Below are 19,817 nucleotides of genomic sequence, written 5' to 3'. Positions count from 1 at the left end.
AGGTCTGTTATAAAAGTTTAATCTACACTTATATATTTTTCTTACACCATAAAATCTTTATATTCTTTAACGTATCCGAATTATCTCACTTTACAAAAAATTCGTATCTTTGCACTCCAAATTTATCAATAGATATGGCAGAACAAAATACGCCACGACGCAGACAAAGTCGTCAACAACAACCTGTAGACAATACATACGCTCATTTGCAACCGCAAGCTCTTGATGTAGAGCGTGCCGTATTAGGTGCCCTTCTTGTAGACAAGGACGCCTATTCCGTAGTATGTGAGATACTGAAACCTGAGAGTTTCTACGAACCACGCAATAGGATTATCTACGAGGCTATCCAGCATTTGTCAATGAATGAACAGCCAGTCGACGTACTCACCGTAGCCGATCAGTTGGCACACACCGGACAACTGGAGGAAGTCGGCGGACCTGCCTATATTGCCGAGATATCTTCACGTGTTGCTTCTTCGGCCCATGTGGAGTATCATGCACGAATCATTGCCCAAAAATCACTTGCCAGACAGTTAATACAATTTGCCAGCGACATTGAGACGAAGGCATTCGACGAGACGGTCAATGTTGATGACTTGATGCAGCATGCTGAGGGTTCTCTCTTCGAGTTGTCGCAGAAAAACATGAAGAAAGACTACACGCAGATTGACCCTGTTATTGCGCAGGCTGTCAAGGTGATTCAGGATGCTGCCAAGAACAAGGATGGTCTTACGGGTATTCCAACAGGTTATCATGGCCTGGATGACAAAACCAGCGGATGGCAACCTTCAGACTTGGTGATTATTGCCGGACGACCTGCCATGGGTAAGACAGCTTTTGCACTGTCTATGGCTAAGAATATCGCAGCTGACTACCAGGTTCCTCTAGCTTTCTTCTCATTGGAAATGTCGAACCAGCAGCTGGTGAACCGACTGCTGTCTAATGTCTGCGAAGTATCAGGTAAGAAGATTCTGAACGGACAGTTGCAGCCCGACGAGTGGGACCGACTCGATAAGCGAATCAATAATCTGCTGGGTGCACCTATCTATGTTGATGACACACCCGGTCTGTCGGTTTTTGAGTTACGTACAAAAGCCCGGCGTCTGGTACGTGAACACGGCGTAAAGATTATCATGATTGACTACCTGCAGCTGATGAATGCCAACGGTATGCGTTTCTCCAGTCGTCAGGAAGAGGTGTCAACGATCAGTCGTTCTCTGAAAGGTCTGGCAAAGGAGCTGGACATCCCCATCCTAGCACTGTCACAGTTGAACCGTGGTGTAGAGAGCCGTGAAGGTCTTGAAGGTAAACGACCACAGTTGAGCGACTTGCGTGAGTCAGGTGCTATTGAGCAGGATGCCGATATGGTACTTTTCGTACACCGTCCTGAATACTACCATATTTTCCAGGATGATAAGGGACGCGACCTGCACGGTATGGCTGAGATTATCATTGCCAAACACCGTAAAGGTGCTACAGGTGATGTACTTCTGACTTTCCGCGGTGAATATACCCGATTCGAGAATCCTGAGGACGGCCGGTTAGGTCCTATGAGTCCACAGTCAGGTGGCGAGATTCTAAGTTCAAAGGTTAATGGTGACGACAATGGCGCTCCCCTACCCAACGATTTTGACTCCTTTGGCGGAGGAATGCCAATCCCACCACCATCCAACGAGCCAATGCCATTTTAGAAATAAAAAGTGCAGTCATTTACTTTAAGGTTACAAAAAATTGTTGTATCTTTGCACTCGATTTCAGTAAATACATATTCAGATTAGCGTTTTGATAGAGAAGCATATAGTCATAGAAGATGTAGACCCAGTAATGTTTTATGGGGTTGGAAATGCGCACCTGCAGATGTTGCGCGCATTATATCCGAAACTTCGCATCGTGGCTCGTGATAATGTGATACGTATTATGGGCGACGAAGAACAGATGGCTGCTTTCGAGGAAAGCACGGAGAAGATGCGCCAGCATATCGTAAAATTCAATTCTATCAGCGAAGAAGACATCCTTGATATAATAAAAGGTAAGCGCACGCGCGATGATGTGCCTGAAGGGGTGATAGTATATTCTATTGCCGGACGTCCCATCAAGGCCCGGAGCGAGAATCAGCAGCGACTTGTAGATGCCTATCAGAATAATGACATGGTGTTTGCCGTAGGTCCTGCCGGAACAGGTAAGACTTATCTGTCCATAGCTTTGGCTGTCAAGGCGCTAAAGGAAAAGACAGCAAAAAAGATTATCTTGAGCAGACCTGCCGTAGAAGCTGGTGAAAAACTGGGATTCCTGCCTGGCGATATGAAGGACAAGATTGACCCCTATCTGCAACCGCTCTACGATGCGCTCGAGGATATGATACCACAGGTAAAGCTTCAGGACATGATGGAGAAGCATGTCATACAGATTGCACCGCTGGCATTCATGCGTGGACGCACGCTGAGTGATGCTGTGGTGATTCTCGATGAAGCACAAAACACAACCCCCGCCCAGATTCGGATGTTCCTGACGCGCATGGGATGGAACACCAAGATGATTATTACGGGCGACATGACTCAAATTGACCTTCCCCACTCACAGAAAAGCGGACTCATAGAAGCCCTGCACATTTTGAATAATGTAGAGGGCATCGGCGTTGTCAACCTGAACGGCAAGGACATTGTACGCCATAAACTGGTGACACGCATCGTCAACGCATACGAGAATTTCGATAAAGAATATAAAAACAACAATGAAAGCATTAACAAAGACTGACTTCAACTTCGAAGGACAGAAGAGTGTTTACCACGGTAAAGTCCGTGACGTGTACAACATCAATGACGATCTGATGGTGATGGTTGCCACAGACCGTATCTCAGCATTCGATGTGGTGCTACCCAAGGGAATCCCCTTCAAGGGACAGGTATTGAACCAAATTGCAGCACAGTTCCTGGATGCAACTACTGACATCTGTCCCAACTGGAAACTGGCTACCCCCGATCCTATGGTTACCGTGGGACTGAAATGCGAGGGCTTTCGTGTTGAAATGATTATCCGTTCAATCCTTACAGGTTCTGCATGGCGCGAATACAAGAACGGATGTCGTGAGTTGTGTGGTGTTAAACTGCCCGATGGCATGCGCGAGAACGAGCGTTTCCCAGAGCCAATTATCACACCTACAACGAAAGCTGACGAAGGTCACGACATGAATATCTCCAAGGAAGAGATTATCGCACAGGGTATCGTTTCTGCAGAAGATTATGCAATCATGGAGGACTATACACGTAAGATTTTCGCTCGTGGACAGGAGATTGCAGCTAAACGCGGTCTGATTCTTGTTGATACCAAGTATGAGTTTGGAAAGCGCGACGGAAAGGTATACCTCATTGACGAGATTCATACACCAGATTCATCACGCTACTTCTATGCTGATGGTTATGAGGAGAAACTCGCCAAGGGCGAGCCACAGAAACAGCTCTCTAAGGAGTTTGTTCGCCAGTGGCTTATTGAGCACAACTTCATGAACGAGCCTGGACAAACTATGCCTGAGATTACTGACGAGTATGCAGAGAGCGTATCAGAGCGTTACATTGAACTCTATGAGCACATCACCGGCACCAAGTTCGACAAGGCTGCTGAGGAAGGAGATATCGCCGCACGTATTGAGCGTAACGTCAGCGAATGGCTGAAAACAAGATAATGTATAAACAGGAAGAGATAAAACCCTACCACGAGGGTGAGAAGGCACAGCAGGTGGAGCAGATGTTTGATAACATCGCTCCCACCTACGATGCGCTCAATCACCGGCTTTCTTGGGATATAGACAAGGGATGGCGCAAAAAGGCCATCAAGCAGTTAGCTCCCTTTGCACCCCAGACTATGCTCGACATAGCTACGGGTACAGGGGACTTTGCTATTTTATCGGCTCAGATGTTGCATCCCAGGAAACTGATAGGTGCCGACATCAGCGAGGGTATGATGGAGATTGGCAGGAAAAAAGTGAATATTCTTGGTTTGCAGGACACTATCTCATTTGCAAAGGAGGATTGTCTGCATTTGAGCTTTGAAGACAATACTTTTGATGCTGTCACAGCCGCTTTTGGTATTCGCAATTTTGCTGATCTGGACAAGGGACTCAGTGAGATGTGTCGCGTATTAAAACCTGGCGGACATCTCAGCATCGTAGAACTGACCACTCCCGTGTCGTTCCCTATGAAACAACTCTTCCATATCTATTCTCACACGGTGTTACCTGTCTACGGACGCCTTATCTCAAAAGACACCAGCGCCTATTCATATCTGACAAAGACAATTGAAGCATTCCCCCAGGGCGAAAGAATGCAACAGATTCTGTGTCAGGCAGGCTTTAAGGAGGCTACATTCAAACGCCTTACTTTCGGAATATGTACGATGTATTTCGCAACTAAATAATAAACCGACATTATGGACAAGTATGGACTTATAGGTTTTCCATTGGGGCATTCTTTCTCAATCAATTACTTTAACCAAAAGTTTGCTGACGAGGGAATCAATGCCAAGTACATGAACTTTGAGATTCCAACCATCGAAGCGCTTGCAGAAGTGCTTGACCAGAATCCTGAGCTCAAAGGACTGAATGTTACGATTCCCTACAAACAGAAAGTGATGGAGTATTTGGACCAGATCAGTCCAGAAGCTCGTGCTATCGGTGCCGTCAACGTGATAAGGGTGACACATGAAGGTAATGACATCAAGCTGAAAGGTTTTAACTCTGACGTTATCGGATTTACACAGAGCATTGAGCCCATGCTGGAGTCCTACCACAAGAAAGCGTTGGTATTGGGTACCGGTGGTGCCTCAAAAGCCATCTCGTATGGATTACAGTCATTGGGGTTAGAGACTGTCTATGTCAGCCGCTATCAACGTCCGGACACCATCTGCTACGAAGATATCACACCAGAGGTCATCAAAGAATATAATGTCATAGTTAACTGTACACCAGTAGGCATGTTCCCCAAGACTGAAGAATGTCCGAAACTGCCCTATGAATCAATGGATGAAAAGAACATCCTCTATGATCTTATCTATAATCCCGACGAGACCTTATTTATGAAAAAAGGTGCAGAACGAGGCGCTAGCGTTAAAAACGGATTGGAAATGCTTCTTTTGCAGGCTTTTGCCTCTTGGGAGTTCTGGAATGGTAAAGAGAAATAACTGATAGGAAGATGGAAACAGCCTGGACGATTTTTAGCCTCTACGTCATTATCTTCGGTAGCTTGATTGCCGGAGGACTATATGCTGAGCGTTCAAGCAACAATGAACGACAGGCATTAATCAGGAATAAGAAGAATAAACTGAAAGCCTGTGCACAGAAATACAATATTCAGATAAAGTCTTTGGAACAATCCTATAAGGAAGACAAGAAGGCACTCAGAACGAAGCAGAATATCTTTCAGAAACTGACGGGTCAGAACACGACTTCCCTTAGAAGAGAATACCAAAGCAGATATACGCACGAAAAGAAACAATATACCAATGAGGTCCGTCAGATAATACACGAGTGGAACGCTCAGGGTAAAAACAACCGCAAGTGGACTATCTATTGGAAAGGACTTATTGTCATTGGCGCTATCGTTTCTTTGGGTGCATGCACACACGCTTTAGATGAAATCGGAGAAGATGAAGACTATTTATCTTACTCCAACACGACAGAGCATTACTGGCGGGCAGAGGATATTCCGATGCCTCATCTGAAGGACGGAAGACGTTACGTTTCTAATCCGGACAGCATCATCAGTCAGGAAACGGTCAGCCGCCTCGATGCCAAACTCAAGCAGTTGGACGACTCGCTGGGCATTGAATCTGTCGTTGCAGTTGTCAGTCATGTGGAAGGTGCTGATATTGAAGGCTTTGCTCAAAAAATCTTTGATATTTACAAAGTAGGAAAGAAAGACTACGGACTGGTAATGGTACTAGCCTACGATGATCATAAGTTCCGCACTCAGACCGGTAGAGCCCTGGAAGCCGAACTGACCGACGTAGAATGTTTCCGACTGCAGGAGCACTACCTCATACCCAGTATGAAAGCAGAATTACCCGATAGCGGACTCATCTATATGGTTGATGCCATCTATAACACTCTGCAAGGCAAGGAACTGCCAGAGATGGCGGAACTCACGCCAAAGAGTAGCACAAGCAGTGATGACGAGGATGTTCCCCTGTTGCCATTCCTCTATCTCGTTATTCTAATCGGATGGGGTATCATGTATTACGCGATGGCCAGCCGCTTAGGATGGAACCTGATGGCTTACGCCCTTGGTATGTTACGCCCCAACCCGTTTGTTGAGAAGAGCCACTATACCGGCCCCGTTATTATCGGTACTGGCGGCGGTCGCAGTAGCGGCTTTGGAGGTGGCTTTGGAGGAGGCAGTTTCGGAGGTGGCTTCAGCGGCGGTAGCAGTGGTGGCGGTGGTGCCACATCCAGCTGGTAATCAGTCAAGAAGATATTAATCATAAAAAACAAATAGAAGTTATGAAAAAAAGTTATGTTGTTTTAATCGTTGTAGCAGTGATAGCAGTGATCGCCATTGCTCTCTTTGGATGGGTGAAGAGTACCTACAACGGAATGGTTAGCGTAGAGGAAGAAGCTACAACAGCTTTGGCCAACGTACAGTCGGCCTATCAGCGTCGTGCCGATCTGATTCCTAATCTGGTTCAGACAGTAAAGGGCTATGCCTCTCATGAAAAAGAGACTCTGGAAGGCGTTGTCAACGCCCGTTCAAAGGCTACCAGCATCACGCTGAATGCCGAGAATATCAAGGAATATCAGCAGGCTCAGGGCGAGTTATCAAGTGCTCTGGGACGACTCATTGCTATCGGTGAGGCTTATCCTGACCTGAAGGCCAACGAGAATTTCCGTGAACTGCAGGTACAACTGGAGGGCACAGAGAACCGTATCAACGTGGAGCGCAACAACTTCAACAAGGCCGTTCAAACGTATAATGTCGCCATTCGCAAGTTCCCCAGCAACCTGTTGGCTGGCATCTTTGGTTTTGAGAAGATGGATAAGTTCGAGGCTGCCGCAGGTTCTGAGAACGCTCCTAAAGTTGAATTTTAAGCAAGCAAAGTACGCTTCAAAAGAAATTGTACCAATAAGGAATTATGAGTAATAACCGCTATATGCAGCGTGGCGTCAGTGCCGCAAAGGAAGATGTCCACGCAGCCATCAAGAACATTGACAAGGGACTCTATCCACAGGCTTTCTGTAAGATTATCCCTGATATCCTGGGGGGCGACCCTGAGTATTGTAACATCATGCATGCCGACGGTGCAGGCACAAAATCGTCGTTGGCCTACATGTATTGGAAAGAGACGGGCGACCTCTCTGTATGGAAAGGCATTGCGCAGGATGCCATCGTGATGAATACCGACGACCTGCTCTGTGTAGGTGCCGTGGACAATATCCTGGTATCTTCTACCATCGGACGTAACAAGATGCTGGTACCCGGTGAGGTCATCTCGGCTATCATCAATGGTACGGATGAGTTGCTCAGCGAACTCCGTGAGATGGGTATCGGTATCTATCCTACTGGTGGTGAGACAGCCGATGTTGGCGACCTTGTTCGCACCATTATCGTTGACTCTACCGTTACCTGTCGCATGAAGCGCAGCGATGTCATCAACAATGCCAATATCCGTCCTGGCGATGTTATCGTTGGTCTCTCTTCTACTGGACAGGCCACATACGAGAAACGCTACAATGGCGGTATGGGCAGTAACGGTCTGACTTCAGCCCGCCATGATGTATTCTCAAAATATCTGGCAGAGAAATATCCCGAGAGTTTCGACCACGCCGTTCCTAATGATTTGGTATATAGCGGCAAGTATAAACTTACTGATGCTGTAGAAGGCTCTCCCGTTGATGCTGGTCAGCTGGTTCTCTCTCCCACCCGCACCTACGCACCCGTCATCAAGCGTCTGCTGGATGAGATTCGTCCCGAGATTCACGGTATGGTACACTGTACTGGTGGTGCTCAGACCAAGGTTCTGCATTTTGTCAATGACAACTGCCGTGTCATCAAGGACAATATGTTCCCCGTTCCTCCCCTCTTCCGTGCTATCCACGAATGTTCTGGCACCGATTGGAAGGAGATGTATCAGGTCTTCAATATGGGTCATCGTATGGAAATCTACGTACGTCCTGAGATGGCAGAAAAAGTTATCGAGATATCGAAGTCATTCAATATCGACGCACAGGTAATCGGTCATATCGAAGAAGGACAGCGCTCATTAACGATTAAGAGTGAGTTCGGAACCTTTGAATATTAATAGGTTTGGAATCTTAGAATACCAATAAATTAAAAGCCCTGACTTAGTTGAATTAGTCAGGGCTTTTCTTATCATCTTATTCAAGATATCATTCATCCATCAGCTTACGATAGCGCACACGTTTGGGCTCTTCCAGTCCTAAGCGCTGAGCCTTATTCGTTTCGTATTCGCTGTAGTTACCCTCAAAATAGAAGACATTACCATCGCCCTCGTAAGCAAGGATATGCGTACAGATACGATCCAGGAACCAACGGTCGTGACTGATGATGACAGCACAACCGGCAAAGGCTTCAAGACCTTCCTCCAGCGCACGCAGCGTGTTCACGTCAATATCATTGGTTGGCTCATCGAGAAGCAAGACGTTGCCCTCCTGCTTCAAAGCGATAGCCAGGTGAAGACGGTTACGCTCACCACCAGAGAGCACCCCGCATTTCTTCTCCTGATCAGCACCGCTAAAATTGAAACGACTCAGATAAGCTCGAACATTAATGTCGCGTCCGCCCATGCGTATTGTTTCGTTACCTTGGCTCACAACCTGATAAACACTCTTCTCCGGGTCGATATCCTTATGCTGCTGGTCAACGTATGACAGTTTCACAGTCTCACCAACCTCAAAAGTGCCAGCATCAGCCTGTTCCAAGCCCATGATAAGACGGAACAAAGTAGTCTTACCGGCACCATTAGGTCCGATAACACCAACGATGCCATTAGGTGGCAGACTGAAGTTAAGGTCGCTGAACAGCGTCTTGTCACCATAAGCCTTCGCCACATGGACAGCCTCAATAACCTTATTACCCAGACGTGGTCCGTTGGGGATATAGATCTCCAACTTCTCCTCCTTCTGTTTCTGTTCCTCATTCAACATCTTGTCGTATGAGTTCAGACGAGCTTTTCCCTTTGCCTGACGTGCCTTCGGTGCCATACGCACCCACTCCAGCTCGCGCTCCAACGTCTTGCGACGCTTTGAGGCGGCCTTCTCTTCCAGCGCCAGACGCTGACTCTTCTGTTCCAGCCATGAAGAGTAGTTACCTTTCCAGGGAATACCCTCACCACGATCCAGTTCCAGAATCCACTCAGCCACATCGTCCAGGAAGTAACGGTCGTGCGTCACGGCAATCACCGTACCCTCATACTGCTGCAGATGTTGCTCCAACCAGTCGATACTCTCAGCATCCAGATGGTTGGTAGGCTCATCGAGGAGCAGCACATCAGGTTTCTGAAGGAGTAATCGGCAGAGCGCCACACGACGACGCTCACCACCAGAGAGATTCTTCACGCTCCAATCGCCCGGAGGACAGTTAAGTGCCGCCATGGCTCGGTCCAGTTTAGAGTCCATGTTCCATGCATCGGTAGCATCAATGATGTCCTGCAGTTCAGCCTGACGGTTCATCAGTTTCTCCATCTTATCAGGATCCTCATAGTATTCCGGCAAACCAAACTTTACATTAATCTCATCATATTCAGCCAATGCATCATACACATGCTGAACGCCTTCCATCACGTTCTCCTTGACGGTCTTCTCTTCATTAAGAGGTGGCTCCTGTGGAAGGTAGCCCACGCTATAGCCGGGGCTCCATACCACGTCGCCTTGATATTGTTGGTCCAGTCCGGCAATGATTTTCATCAATGTGGACTTACCTGCACCGTTCAGACCGATGATACCAATCTTGGCACCATAGAAGAAACTGAGGTAAATATTCTTAAGAACTTGTTTCTGATTTTGCTGAATGGTCTTGCTTACGCCAACCATTGAGAAAATCACTTTCTTGTCGTCAACTGTAGCCATATTTCTAAGTGAATAGTGAATAATTTCACTTGTTATTTCTCAAACTTCTTACCTGTTTGCTTAACGATTTCGCGTGCATACTTCTCAGAATAACCAGGACGCTTCACCGTAGCACCAAGTCCGTACTTTGTACGGGTGAACTGACCATTCTCCTCTGGCTTAACTGTCATATCGTTATACTTTACGATAAGATAAGTAGCCAGTTTCTGCCAACGAGCCAACATCTGTTCAGCCTTCTCTGCTGTATAGGCTGTGAGATATTTTGTACGTGCTGCCTCGTCGAGTGTCAGCGCCTTATCCTCAACCTCTTTCTGAGCACGGAAATATGAATTATCCAGCGAGTCGCGAACCTCCTTCAAGGATGGGAAAAGCATAGAGTAACGTGGATAAACCATGTTGCTCACCCAGTTCTGTACCCAGAAAGCATTGTCCATGGAGAAGTTCAGTTCATCAGCACCTGGTGTGTCGTAAGGACGGGGAGCCTTCGTAGCACAGCAATACACAGGTGTGAAAGGTACCATATTACCATCATCATTGGCAAACCAGAAACAGCCACCAATCTGACGTGGCAACCAAGAACGCATCTGACTTACAAACACAAAGCCGGCCTGCTGTGTAGATACGGGACGCTCATTGAAATACTCCTTGCCATCCACCTTATAATAAAGAGGTGTAGGACGATAGGGCATTTCCCAGATACCACCGCCCATGTCGCTATCCAGCGCAAATGGTGTATCCTCGAAATGGTCGCGCATAGCCGTTTCCACATCCTGCACAGAGAGTTTCTTATTGGGCTTCACCCACAGAGGCATCACCTCTGCGTTAGCATCATGACCTTCAGCCCAGGGGATATAACGGTCCATACCATCGGCATAACGGTTGAAGAAACTCCATACACGTGCATCACAGATACGACGACCTGAAAAATCAGGAGCAGCATAGGCAGCATTATAACTGAAGTCCTCATCCTTACCCTTGAACCATCCCATCTTACGGGCGTAAGAGACCACGTTCTTGGAGTAGCGCACATTCTCCTTGTCCTTCATATTAAACTTTGTGATACGACTCTGGTTAGCATGACCGCAAATCATATCATCTGGTATGCGCAGAGCCACCCATACCGTGCGGCCCTTCTCCACCTTTCGGTCGCTGGCGCAACCCATCATTTCCATAATCCAAGCCTCGTTGGGGTCGCAGATTGTGAAGGTCTCACCCTCAGAACAATAGCCGTACTGCTCCACCAGTGACGTCATGATATCAATAGCCTGACGAGCCGTCTTAGCACGCTGCAGGGTGATATAAATCAGAGAACCATAGTCGATGATACCTGTGGTATCCACCATTTCCTCACGACCACCAAAGGTTGTCTCACCAATAGTTACCTGCCATTCGTTGATATTGCCGATGACATTATAAGTCTCCTCAGCTTCCAGGATTTCTCCGCCATATTTATTCGTGTCCCAGTCATACACCTGACGCATCGTTCCTTTCGGATGCTTGGCGGCAGGCTGATGCTTCAATCCCTGAAACATGCCATAACTGTCGGCACTATAAGAACAAATCACAGAGCCATCTACAGAGGCCTTTTTACCTACAATAAAATTAGTACAAGCCATTGCTCCCGCCGTAGCAACGAGCATGGCTGATAAAATCAGTTGTCTTTTCATTATTTATTTAATAATCAGTTTATCGCTGCCTGCAGCCTTGAAACTCATGTCCAGTCCTTTCACCGAGTGTGTGAGTGCACCAAACGAGATGAAGTCAACTCCCGCCTTGGCATAGGGAATCATTGTGTCGTAGGTAATACCACCACTTGATTCCGTCTCAGCACGTCCGTTGACAATCTTCACCGCCTTCTCAGTATCCTCAGGTGTGAAATTGTCAAACATGATGCGGTCGCATCCCTCGGCCAGAGCCTCGTCCAGCTCTTTGAAGTTACGCACCTCGCACTCTATCTTCAGGTCTTTGCCGTTATCCTTGCAATACTGCTTAGCACGCGAGATGGCATTATGCACGCCACCACAGAAATCAATATGATTATCCTTCAGCAGGATCATATCAAACAAGCCGATACGATGGTTCATACCGCCACCAATCTTCACAGCCTCCTTCTCAAGCATACGCATACCAGGTGTTGTCTTACGGGTATCGAGTACGCGTGTCTTCGTGCCTGCATCAATCAGCGCCTGCTGATATTTGTGCGTCATTGTGGCAATGCCACTCATACGCTGCAGGATATTCAACATCAGGCGCTCCGTCTGCAACAAACTCTGTTCCTTGCCTTTCACACTCATCACGATGTCACCTGGCTTCACATGCGCACCATCCTCAATATATACCTCTACTTGCAATTCAGGGTCAAAACGACGGAATACCTCCTTGGCAATCTCCACGCCAGCAAAGATACCCTCCTCCTTAATCAGCAGTTTTGACTCACCCATGGCATCCTTAGGGATACAGCACAACGTGGTGTGGTCACCGTCACCAATATCCTCAGCAAAAGCGAGGTCAATCAGTTTATCGTTCAGTTCTTCTACACTTAACATAATTTCTTCACTACTTTATTACTCAAAGTAAATACCAAGTCCCAGACGGATACCGAAGCCGCTATACTCCGTCACATTCTTTGTACTGAGGTTGTAATATACCTCCGGTTCGATGGTCACGGTACGGTTCAGGAAAAAGGCGTAGCCACACTGGGCACTGGGCACAAAATCCTTACGGATAGGACTGTTCACATAATTGGCGCTGGCTCCCAGGTATAAGCCGTTCTGCTCAATATAGTAGCGCAGACCGGCACCAAGTGTAAACGTATCGTCGCCTACCTTATGCCAGTCGTAACCCAATGTACCCGTTATCATCCAGTCATCTTCAAACAGATAACCACACTTGGCATTCAGGTCCATGTGCCAACTCTGATTCTTGCTCCAGTTGAGGTCGAAATTAGACAATCCTGCAGAAGCATAGTATTTATCCTTAGCAAATGGCAGACGATCTTGTGTCTGAGCCTGGCCTGCGACTGAGAACATCAGTCCGCAAAGCATCGTAAACAGTAATTTTTTCATAATCGATATCTTTTAATTAATAATTATTCGTTGTCTCGTTATATCGTTATCACGTTGTTACGTTATCGTGACATTAAAAAATTTGCTCCGTTAGCAGATACACCACACTCACCACCGTCATGAATACGGCAGGAACCAGCGAAATCCAGTAGTTCTTCTTCTGTTGATACAGATAAACCGTGATAGCCCATAGTGTGAAGACAGACAAGGTTTGGTTACTCCAGCCGAACCAGCTCCAGATGACGTCAAAGCCTTCAGGGTTGGCCATCTGCCAAATAAGCAGGGCAATGACAGCCGCAAACATGGGAATGCAGACATACAGACGCTTGCGCATCGTCTTCTGCTCCAGGTGGATGAAATCAGCAATGATGAGTCGTGCTGAGCGTAACGCCGTATCACCACTGGTGATAGGTGCAGCCACTACACCCAGAATGGCCAGAATACTTCCAAAGAGCCCCAGCCAGTTGTCGCACACCATGCTCACAATTGCCGGTGCCTTACTGATGATCTCCTCACCACCAGCCATCTCCTGATATCCAGGTGTTGGCTCATTGTAGAAGAAATACATAGCTACCGTAGCCCAGATAAGAGCTACCAGACCCTCAGTAATCATAGCGCCGTAGAATATAGGACGACCCATCTTCTCACTCTTCACGCAACGCGCCATCAACGGACTCTGCGTGGCGTGGAAGCCACTGATAGCGCCACAGGCAATAGTGATAAACAGACAGGGGAAGATGCTCTTCGTTGTGAGCGAGGCCTCTCCAACGCCCTCCCACACCTCAGGGATATCTGGCATCTTCACAAACAACATCGCCATCAGGGCTACAGCCATAAACAACAGGGAGAATGCGAACAAGGGGTAAATCTTTCCGATAATCTTATCGATAGGCATCATCGTGGCAATGATATAATACACGAAGATGACAATAATCCAGAATGTACTGTTACTCAGTATCTCGATGCCTGGCACACTACTCAGGCACAGTTTCTGCAGCAACAAGGCAGGACTGTACACAAACACGGCTCCTACCATCATCAGCAGGAAAACCGAGAAAATCAGCATAATCTGCTTTGTGGCATTACCCAGGTATTTTCCAATAATCTCAGGAAGGTTAGCGCCACCGTTACGAATACTCAGCATACCGCTCAGATAGTCGTGCGTAGCACCTGCAAAGATACATCCGAAGACAATCCAGAGATAGGCAGCCGGTCCGAACTTGGCACCCATGATGGCACCAAAGATAGGTCCAGTACCTGCAATGTTCAGGAACTGTATCATGAAAATCTTCCATGAAGGCAGCACCATGAAGTCCACACCGTCGGCCTTGGCAATGGCAGGCGTAGGTCTGTCGTCAGGTCCGAAAACTCTCTCTACAAAACGGCCATAAAGGAAATAGCCCAGAACCAGAGCCGCAAGGCTCAGTACAAAAGTAATCATTTCTGCTTTTCTTTTATCAAATTTGACGATGCAAAGATACAAAATAATTCACAATTCATAATTCATAATTCATAATTATTTTCTACCTTTGCAGGCAAAACATCAAGAAATGAAGAAATTTATCTGTTTTCTTATTCTAGTATGCGCCTTTATCGCAGTTCAGGCGCAATCTCCCAAGTACGAAGTCAGGGCCGTCTGGCTCACAACCATCGGTGGTATAGACTGGCCTCACTCCTATCAGTCGGAAGCTCAGAAACGCGAACTCACCCAAATACTGGACCAGTTACAGAAAGCAGGTATCAATACCGTACTCGTACAGACACGCGTACGCGGTACGACCATTTATCCCTCGGCCATCGAACCATGGGACGGCTGCATCACGGGTACGCCTGGCCGCAAGGCTTCCTACGACCCCTTGCAACTGTGTATCGATGAGTGTCACAAGCGTGGCATGGAGTGCCATGCTTGGGTTGTAACCATCCCCGTTGGAAAATGGAACAAACTGGGTTGCAAGCAGTTGCGTCAGAAATTCCCCAAGCTAATCAAGAAGATTGGCGACGATGGCTACATGGATCCCGAACAGGGGCAGACTGGCGACTATATAGCCTCTATCTGCAAGGAGATTGTAACCAACTATGATGTTGACGGCATTCACCTGGACTACATCCGCTATCCTGAGACATGGAAAATCAAAGTAAGTCGTCCGCAAGGCCGCGAGTACATTACCAGCATCGTTCGTAAAATCAACAAGGCAGTTAAGACAGAGAAGCCATGGGTCAAACTGACTTGTTCTCCTATTGGAAAATATGATGACCTTCGCCGCTATCGTGCCGGTGGATGGAATGCCCGGACCACCGTATGCCAGGATGCACAAGCCTGGCTTCGCGACGGACTGATGGACGGACTGTTCCCGATGATGTATTTCCAGGGTAATAACTTTTTCCCCTTCGCAATCGACTGGCAGGAACAGAGTGCCGGACGTCCTGTAGTACCAGGTCTTGGCATCTATTTCCTCGACCCTCGCGAAGGCAAGTGGACACTCGACCAGGTGGTACGTCAGATGAACGTCAGTCGTCAACTGGGCATGGGACATTGCTTCTTCCGTTCCAAGTTCTTTACCGACAACGTGAAAGGCATCTACGACTTCACCGTGCGTTTCAACCAGACGCCAGCACTTGTACCACCCATGACATGGACCGGGCAGCCAGCCCCAACAGAACCCTCTCAACTTGCCCTGCATCATAACACCCTCTCCTGGCAGGCATCTACCGATAAGAGCGATGCTCCCCACATCTATTATAATATATATGCCAGCGAGGACTTCCCCGTAGATATCACAAAGGCTGAGAACCTGGTAGCCGCCAGAATCACCAAGACAAGTCTGCTGGTGCCAAATAATGGAAAGAACTATGCCGTCACAGCGATGAACCGCTATGGCATAGAGAGCACACCCGCCCAACTTCTGCTCAACGTGGGCAAGCGCTATGCAGCTCCCACTATCAGTAAGACCGACGGACGTCCTATCGCCCTGCCCGAAAAAGGTACCATCCTTGATGCTGAATTTGTAATCGTTGAAACCCTCGATGGACGCCAAGTAGCCCTACGCCCCTACTCTGCTTTCTTGTCGGTAGATGGTCTGCCTAACGGCATCTATCAGCTGCGTTCACTGGGCAAAAAAGGACGTAACCATCGCATCGGTTTCTTTAGCATCAAACGCTGATATCCTGCATAAAAATAAACACCCTATCCAAATAGCGTCATATTTTGCAAAAATATTCAAATTTAGACGTGGTATTTCAATAAATATTAGTAAATTTGCAACCAATTTGACTTAAACCCTAAAATAAATGAACAAAAAGAATCTTAAGAAGGTGCTCGTACTCGGTTCGGGCGCACTGAAAATCGGACAGGCAGGTGAGTTCGACTACTCAGGCTCACAGGCACTGAAAGCCCTGCGTGAAGAGGGCATCAAGAGCGTGTTGGTAAACCCAAACATTGCCACCATCCAGACCTCGGAAGGTATTGCCGACCAAGTGTATTTCCAACCGGTTAATGCGCATTTCGTCACGGAAATCATCAAGAAGGAACGTCCTGATGGTATCCTTTTGGCATTTGGTGGACAGACAGCCCTAAACTGCGGTACAGAACTTTATTTGAACGGTACACTCAAGGAATATGGTGTACAGGTGCTGGGTACCAGTGTTGAGGCTATCATGGATACCGAGGACCGTGACCGTTTTGTGAAGAAACTCGACGAGATCAGTCTGAAGACGCCCGTAAGCCACGCCGTAGAGAATATGGAAGATGCGCTGAAGGCAGCCCACGAGATAGGCTTCCCCATCATGATTCGCTCAGCTTATGCGCTGGGAGGACTGGGTTCTGGTATCTGTCCTGATGAGAAAGCCTTTGTAGAGCTGGCTGAGTCGGCCTTCACCTTTGCACCCCAGATTCTGGTTGAAGAGAGCCTGAAGGGCTGGAAGGAGATTGAGTTCGAGTGCATCCGTGATGCCAACGACCGCTGCTTCACCGTGGCCTCTATGGAGAACTTCGACCCCCTGGGTATCCACACGGGCGAAAGTATCGTAGTGGCTCCTACTTGTTCATTGACCGAGGAACAGGTTAAGATGCTGCAGGAAATTACTATCAAGTGTGTGCGTCATCTGGGTATCGTGGGCGAGTGCAACATCCAGTTTGCTTTCAACGCTACGACCAACGACTATCGTATCATTGAGATCAACGCACGTCTGAGCCGTTCTTCAGCCTTGGCTTCAAAAGCTACGGGTTATCCGCTCGCTTTCGTAGCAGCTAAGATTGCGCTGGGCTATACCCTCGACCAGATTGGCGAGATGGGAACTACAAGTTCTGCATATGTTGCTCCCTCGCTCGACTATATGATATGCAAGATTCCCCGTTGGGACCTCACGAAGTTCGCTGGCGTCAGCCGTCAGATTGGTTCATCAATGAAGTCCGTAGGTGAGATAATGAGTATCGGTCGCTCTTTCGAGGAAATGATTCAGAAGGGCTTGCGCATGATTGGTCAGGGCATGCATGGCTTCGTGGGCAACGACCACACCAAGTTCGACGACCTCGACAACGAGTTGGCTAACCCCACCGACCTACGTATCTTCGCTATTGCCCAGGCTCTGGAAGAGGGCTATACCATTGAGCGCATCGAGGAACTGACCAAGATTGATGTATGGTTCCTTGAAAGACTGAAGCACATCGTTGACCTGAAGCACGAGTTGCAGAAGTTCGATAAGCTGGAGGATCTCTCAGACGAACTGCTGCTTGAGGTGAAGCGTTGTGGCTTCTCAGACTTCCAGATTGCACGCTTTGTGCTTAAGACCAAGTCAACCAATATGGAGAAGGAGAACCTTGAGGTGCGCAAGCTCCGCAAACAGCGTGGCATCATGCCTTCTGTAAAGCGCATCCCCACAGTAGCCAGCGAACATCCTGAGCTCACCAACTATCTCTACTTCACCTATACCCACGTACCTGCCTTTGGCGACACCAAGGGCGAGAAATACAAGGTTGCCCACGACATCAACTATTACAATAACGAGAAATCTGTAGTTGTCTTAGGTTCAGGCGCTTACCGTATCGGTTCGAGTGTAGAGTTCGACTGGTGTTCAGTAAATACTATCAACACCGCTCGTAAGTTGGGCTATAAGTCTATCATGATCAACTACAATCCCGAGACCGTATCTACCGACTACGATATGTGCGACCGTCTCTACTTCGATGAACTCTCGTTGGAGCGTGTGCTCGACGTGATGGATTTAGAGCAGCCTCGTGGTGTTATCGTTTCAGTGGGTGGTCAGATTCCAAACAACCTCGCCATGAAGCTCCACCGTCAGGGTGTGCCTGTACTGGGAACCTCTCCCGTAGATATCGACCGTGCCGAGAACCGCGACAAGTTCTCAGCTATGCTCGATAAGCTTGGTATCGACCAGCCCGCCTGGCGTGCGCTGACGAGCTTCGACGATGTGAAGGAGTTCGTTGACAAAGTGGGCTATCCCGTCCTGGTGCGTCCCTCATATGTGCTCTCTGGTGCTGCGATGAACGTATGCTATGACGAGGAAGAACTGCAACGCTTCCTGAATATGGCTACAGAGGTATCCAAGGAATTCCCCGTGGTGGTGTCTAAGTTCATGACTGAGACCAAGGAGATAGAGTTCGACGCCGTAGCCGACAAGGGTGAGGTGATTGAGTACGCGATCTCTGAGCACGTAGAGTATGCCGGTGTGCACTCTGGTGATGCAACGATGGTGTTCCCTGCACAGCACATCTATTTCTCTACTATCCGTCAGATTAAGAAGATTGCCCATAAGATTGCAGCCGAACTCAACATCTCCGGTCCTTTCAATATCCAGTTCCTGGCAAAGAACCGCGAGGTGAAGGTCATTGAGTGTAACCTGCGTGCCTCCCGTTCGTTCCCCTTTGTTTCTAAGATTCTGAAACGCAACTTCATCGAGACGGCTACAAAGATTATGCTCGACGCCCCCTACCAGAAGCCCGAGAAGAGTGAATTTGATATTGACCGCATCGGTGTCAAAGCTTCTCAGTTCTCATTTGCCCGCCTGCAGAATGCCGACCCTGTCCTGGGTGTCGACATGAGTTCTACGGGTGAGGTTGGCTGTCTGGGCGACGACCTGAACGAGGCTCTCCTGAACAGTTTGATAGCAACTGGCTATTCTATTCCTAAGGATGCCGTGCTCATCTCTTCTGGTGGTGCCAAAGGCAAGGTTTCCCTTTTGGAACCCGCACAGCAGTTGGCCAAGAAGGGCTACACCATCTACGCCACCGCCGGTACTGCCAAGTTCTTCAACGATAATGGCGTGAAGGCTATCACCGTAGCATGGCCCGATGAGGCTGGCGAGAACAATGTGATGGACCTCATTTCCCAGCACAAGGTGGGTCTGGTCATCAACGTACCCAAGAACCACACCTCACGTGAGCTGACCAACGGTTACAAGATTCGTCGTGGCGCCATTGACCACAACATTCCCCTGATGACCAATGTACGTCTGGCAAAGGCCTTCATCGAAGCCTTCACCGCCATGAGTCTCGACGACATCAAGATAAAGTCTTGGCAGGAGTACAACAATTAACCTATGACATATGTAAGACACATGGTTGACTAATTTGGACAGAGTCGTTGGACACTGGACACTAAAAACATAGATTTTCAAACTTTCTTTGCGTACATATATGTTCACGGTACGCGTAGAGGTTTGGA

15 protein-coding genes are annotated in these 19,817 nt (G+C 48.0%); 10 read left to right on the top strand and 5 right to left on the bottom strand.

Annotated elements, in window-relative coordinates; all coding sequences use genetic code 11:
- Window positions 1–134: 134 nt before the first annotated feature.
- From dnaB to L6468_RS06680, 8 genes are all read left to right on the top strand, one after another.
- On the top strand, window positions 135–1,691 hold the full coding sequence (dnaB, locus tag L6468_RS06715; RefSeq protein ID WP_091819245.1) for a replicative DNA helicase: 1,557 nt from the start codon (window positions 135–137) through the stop codon (window positions 1,689–1,691).
- 91 nt (window positions 1,692–1,782) lie between these two features.
- Window positions 1,783–2,754, top strand: a complete 972-nt coding sequence (locus L6468_RS06710; RefSeq protein ID WP_091819244.1) for a PhoH family protein — start codon at window positions 1,783–1,785, stop codon at window positions 2,752–2,754.
- Complete coding sequence (locus L6468_RS06705) at window positions 2,732–3,679, top strand: phosphoribosylaminoimidazolesuccinocarboxamide synthase (protein WP_091819243.1); 948 nt, start codon at window positions 2,732–2,734, stop codon at window positions 3,677–3,679. Before L6468_RS06710 ends, L6468_RS06705 begins: the two co-directional genes overlap by 23 nt.
- Window positions 3,679–4,410: a bifunctional demethylmenaquinone methyltransferase/2-methoxy-6-polyprenyl-1,4-benzoquinol methylase UbiE gene (gene ubiE / locus L6468_RS06700; protein ID WP_091819242.1), complete on the top strand. Its 732-nt coding sequence runs from the start codon at window positions 3,679–3,681 to the stop codon at window positions 4,408–4,410. The genes L6468_RS06705 and ubiE overlap by 1 nt, the downstream gene beginning before the upstream one ends.
- A 12-nt stretch (window positions 4,411–4,422) precedes the next feature.
- Window positions 4,423–5,172, top strand: coding sequence for a shikimate dehydrogenase family protein (locus L6468_RS06695; RefSeq protein ID WP_091819241.1), 750 nt, complete (start codon window positions 4,423–4,425; stop codon window positions 5,170–5,172).
- Window positions 5,173–5,183: 11 nt separating this feature from the next.
- The gene (locus L6468_RS06690; RefSeq protein ID WP_091819240.1) at window positions 5,184–6,449 is read left to right on the top strand and encodes a TPM domain-containing protein; all 1,266 of its coding nucleotides are present in this window, start codon (window positions 5,184–5,186) and stop codon (window positions 6,447–6,449) included.
- A 41-nt stretch (window positions 6,450–6,490) separates the two neighbouring features.
- Entirely contained in the window at window positions 6,491–7,075 is a 585-nt protein-coding gene (locus L6468_RS06685) for a LemA family protein (protein ID WP_091819239.1), read from the top strand.
- Window positions 7,076–7,137: 62 nt separating this feature from the next.
- The gene (locus L6468_RS06680) at window positions 7,138–8,286 is read left to right on the top strand and encodes an AIR synthase-related protein (protein ID WP_091819249.1); all 1,149 of its coding nucleotides are present in this window, start codon (window positions 7,138–7,140) and stop codon (window positions 8,284–8,286) included.
- Window positions 8,287–8,374: 88 nt separating this feature from the next.
- On the opposite strand, the gene ettA is transcribed toward L6468_RS06680, so the two are convergent.
- From ettA to L6468_RS06655, 5 genes are all read right to left on the bottom strand, one after another.
- Complete coding sequence (gene ettA, locus L6468_RS06675) at window positions 8,375–10,072, bottom strand: energy-dependent translational throttle protein EttA (RefSeq protein WP_091819238.1); 1,698 nt, start codon at window positions 10,070–10,072, stop codon at window positions 8,375–8,377.
- 32 nt (window positions 10,073–10,104) lie between these two features.
- Complete coding sequence (locus L6468_RS06670) at window positions 10,105–11,739, bottom strand: dipeptidase (RefSeq protein WP_091819237.1); 1,635 nt, start codon at window positions 11,737–11,739, stop codon at window positions 10,105–10,107.
- Between the two features lie 3 nt (window positions 11,740–11,742).
- A complete protein-coding gene (nadC, locus tag L6468_RS06665) occupies window positions 11,743–12,618 on the bottom strand; it encodes a carboxylating nicotinate-nucleotide diphosphorylase (RefSeq protein ID WP_237796583.1) in 876 nt (291 codons plus the stop codon).
- A gap of 18 nt (window positions 12,619–12,636) precedes the next feature.
- The gene (locus tag L6468_RS06660; RefSeq protein ID WP_237796582.1) at window positions 12,637–13,137 is read right to left on the bottom strand and encodes a hypothetical protein; all 501 of its coding nucleotides are present in this window, start codon (window positions 13,135–13,137) and stop codon (window positions 12,637–12,639) included.
- Between the two features lie 73 nt (window positions 13,138–13,210).
- Window positions 13,211–14,578, bottom strand: coding sequence for a carbon starvation CstA family protein (locus L6468_RS06655; protein WP_091819234.1), 1,368 nt, complete (start codon window positions 14,576–14,578; stop codon window positions 13,211–13,213).
- Window positions 14,579–14,687: 109 nt separating this feature from the next.
- Between L6468_RS06655 and L6468_RS06650 the strand changes: the two genes are divergently transcribed.
- A complete protein-coding gene (locus L6468_RS06650; protein WP_237796581.1) occupies window positions 14,688–16,298 on the top strand; it encodes a glycoside hydrolase family 10-like protein in 1,611 nt (536 codons plus the stop codon).
- Between the two features lie 127 nt (window positions 16,299–16,425).
- Window positions 16,426–19,689 carry a carbamoyl-phosphate synthase (glutamine-hydrolyzing) large subunit gene (gene carB / locus L6468_RS06645; protein WP_237796580.1) on the top strand — a complete coding sequence of 1,088 codons (3,264 nt, stop codon included), beginning with the start codon at window positions 16,426–16,428 and terminating at the stop codon, window positions 19,687–19,689.
- Window positions 19,690–19,817 lie beyond the last annotated feature (128 nt).

The organism is Prevotella communis (genome assembly GCF_022024115.1).
GTDB classification, from domain to species: domain Bacteria; phylum Bacteroidota; class Bacteroidia; order Bacteroidales; family Bacteroidaceae; genus Prevotella; species Prevotella communis.
This window is presented reverse-complemented; position numbering and strand designations above follow the sequence as displayed.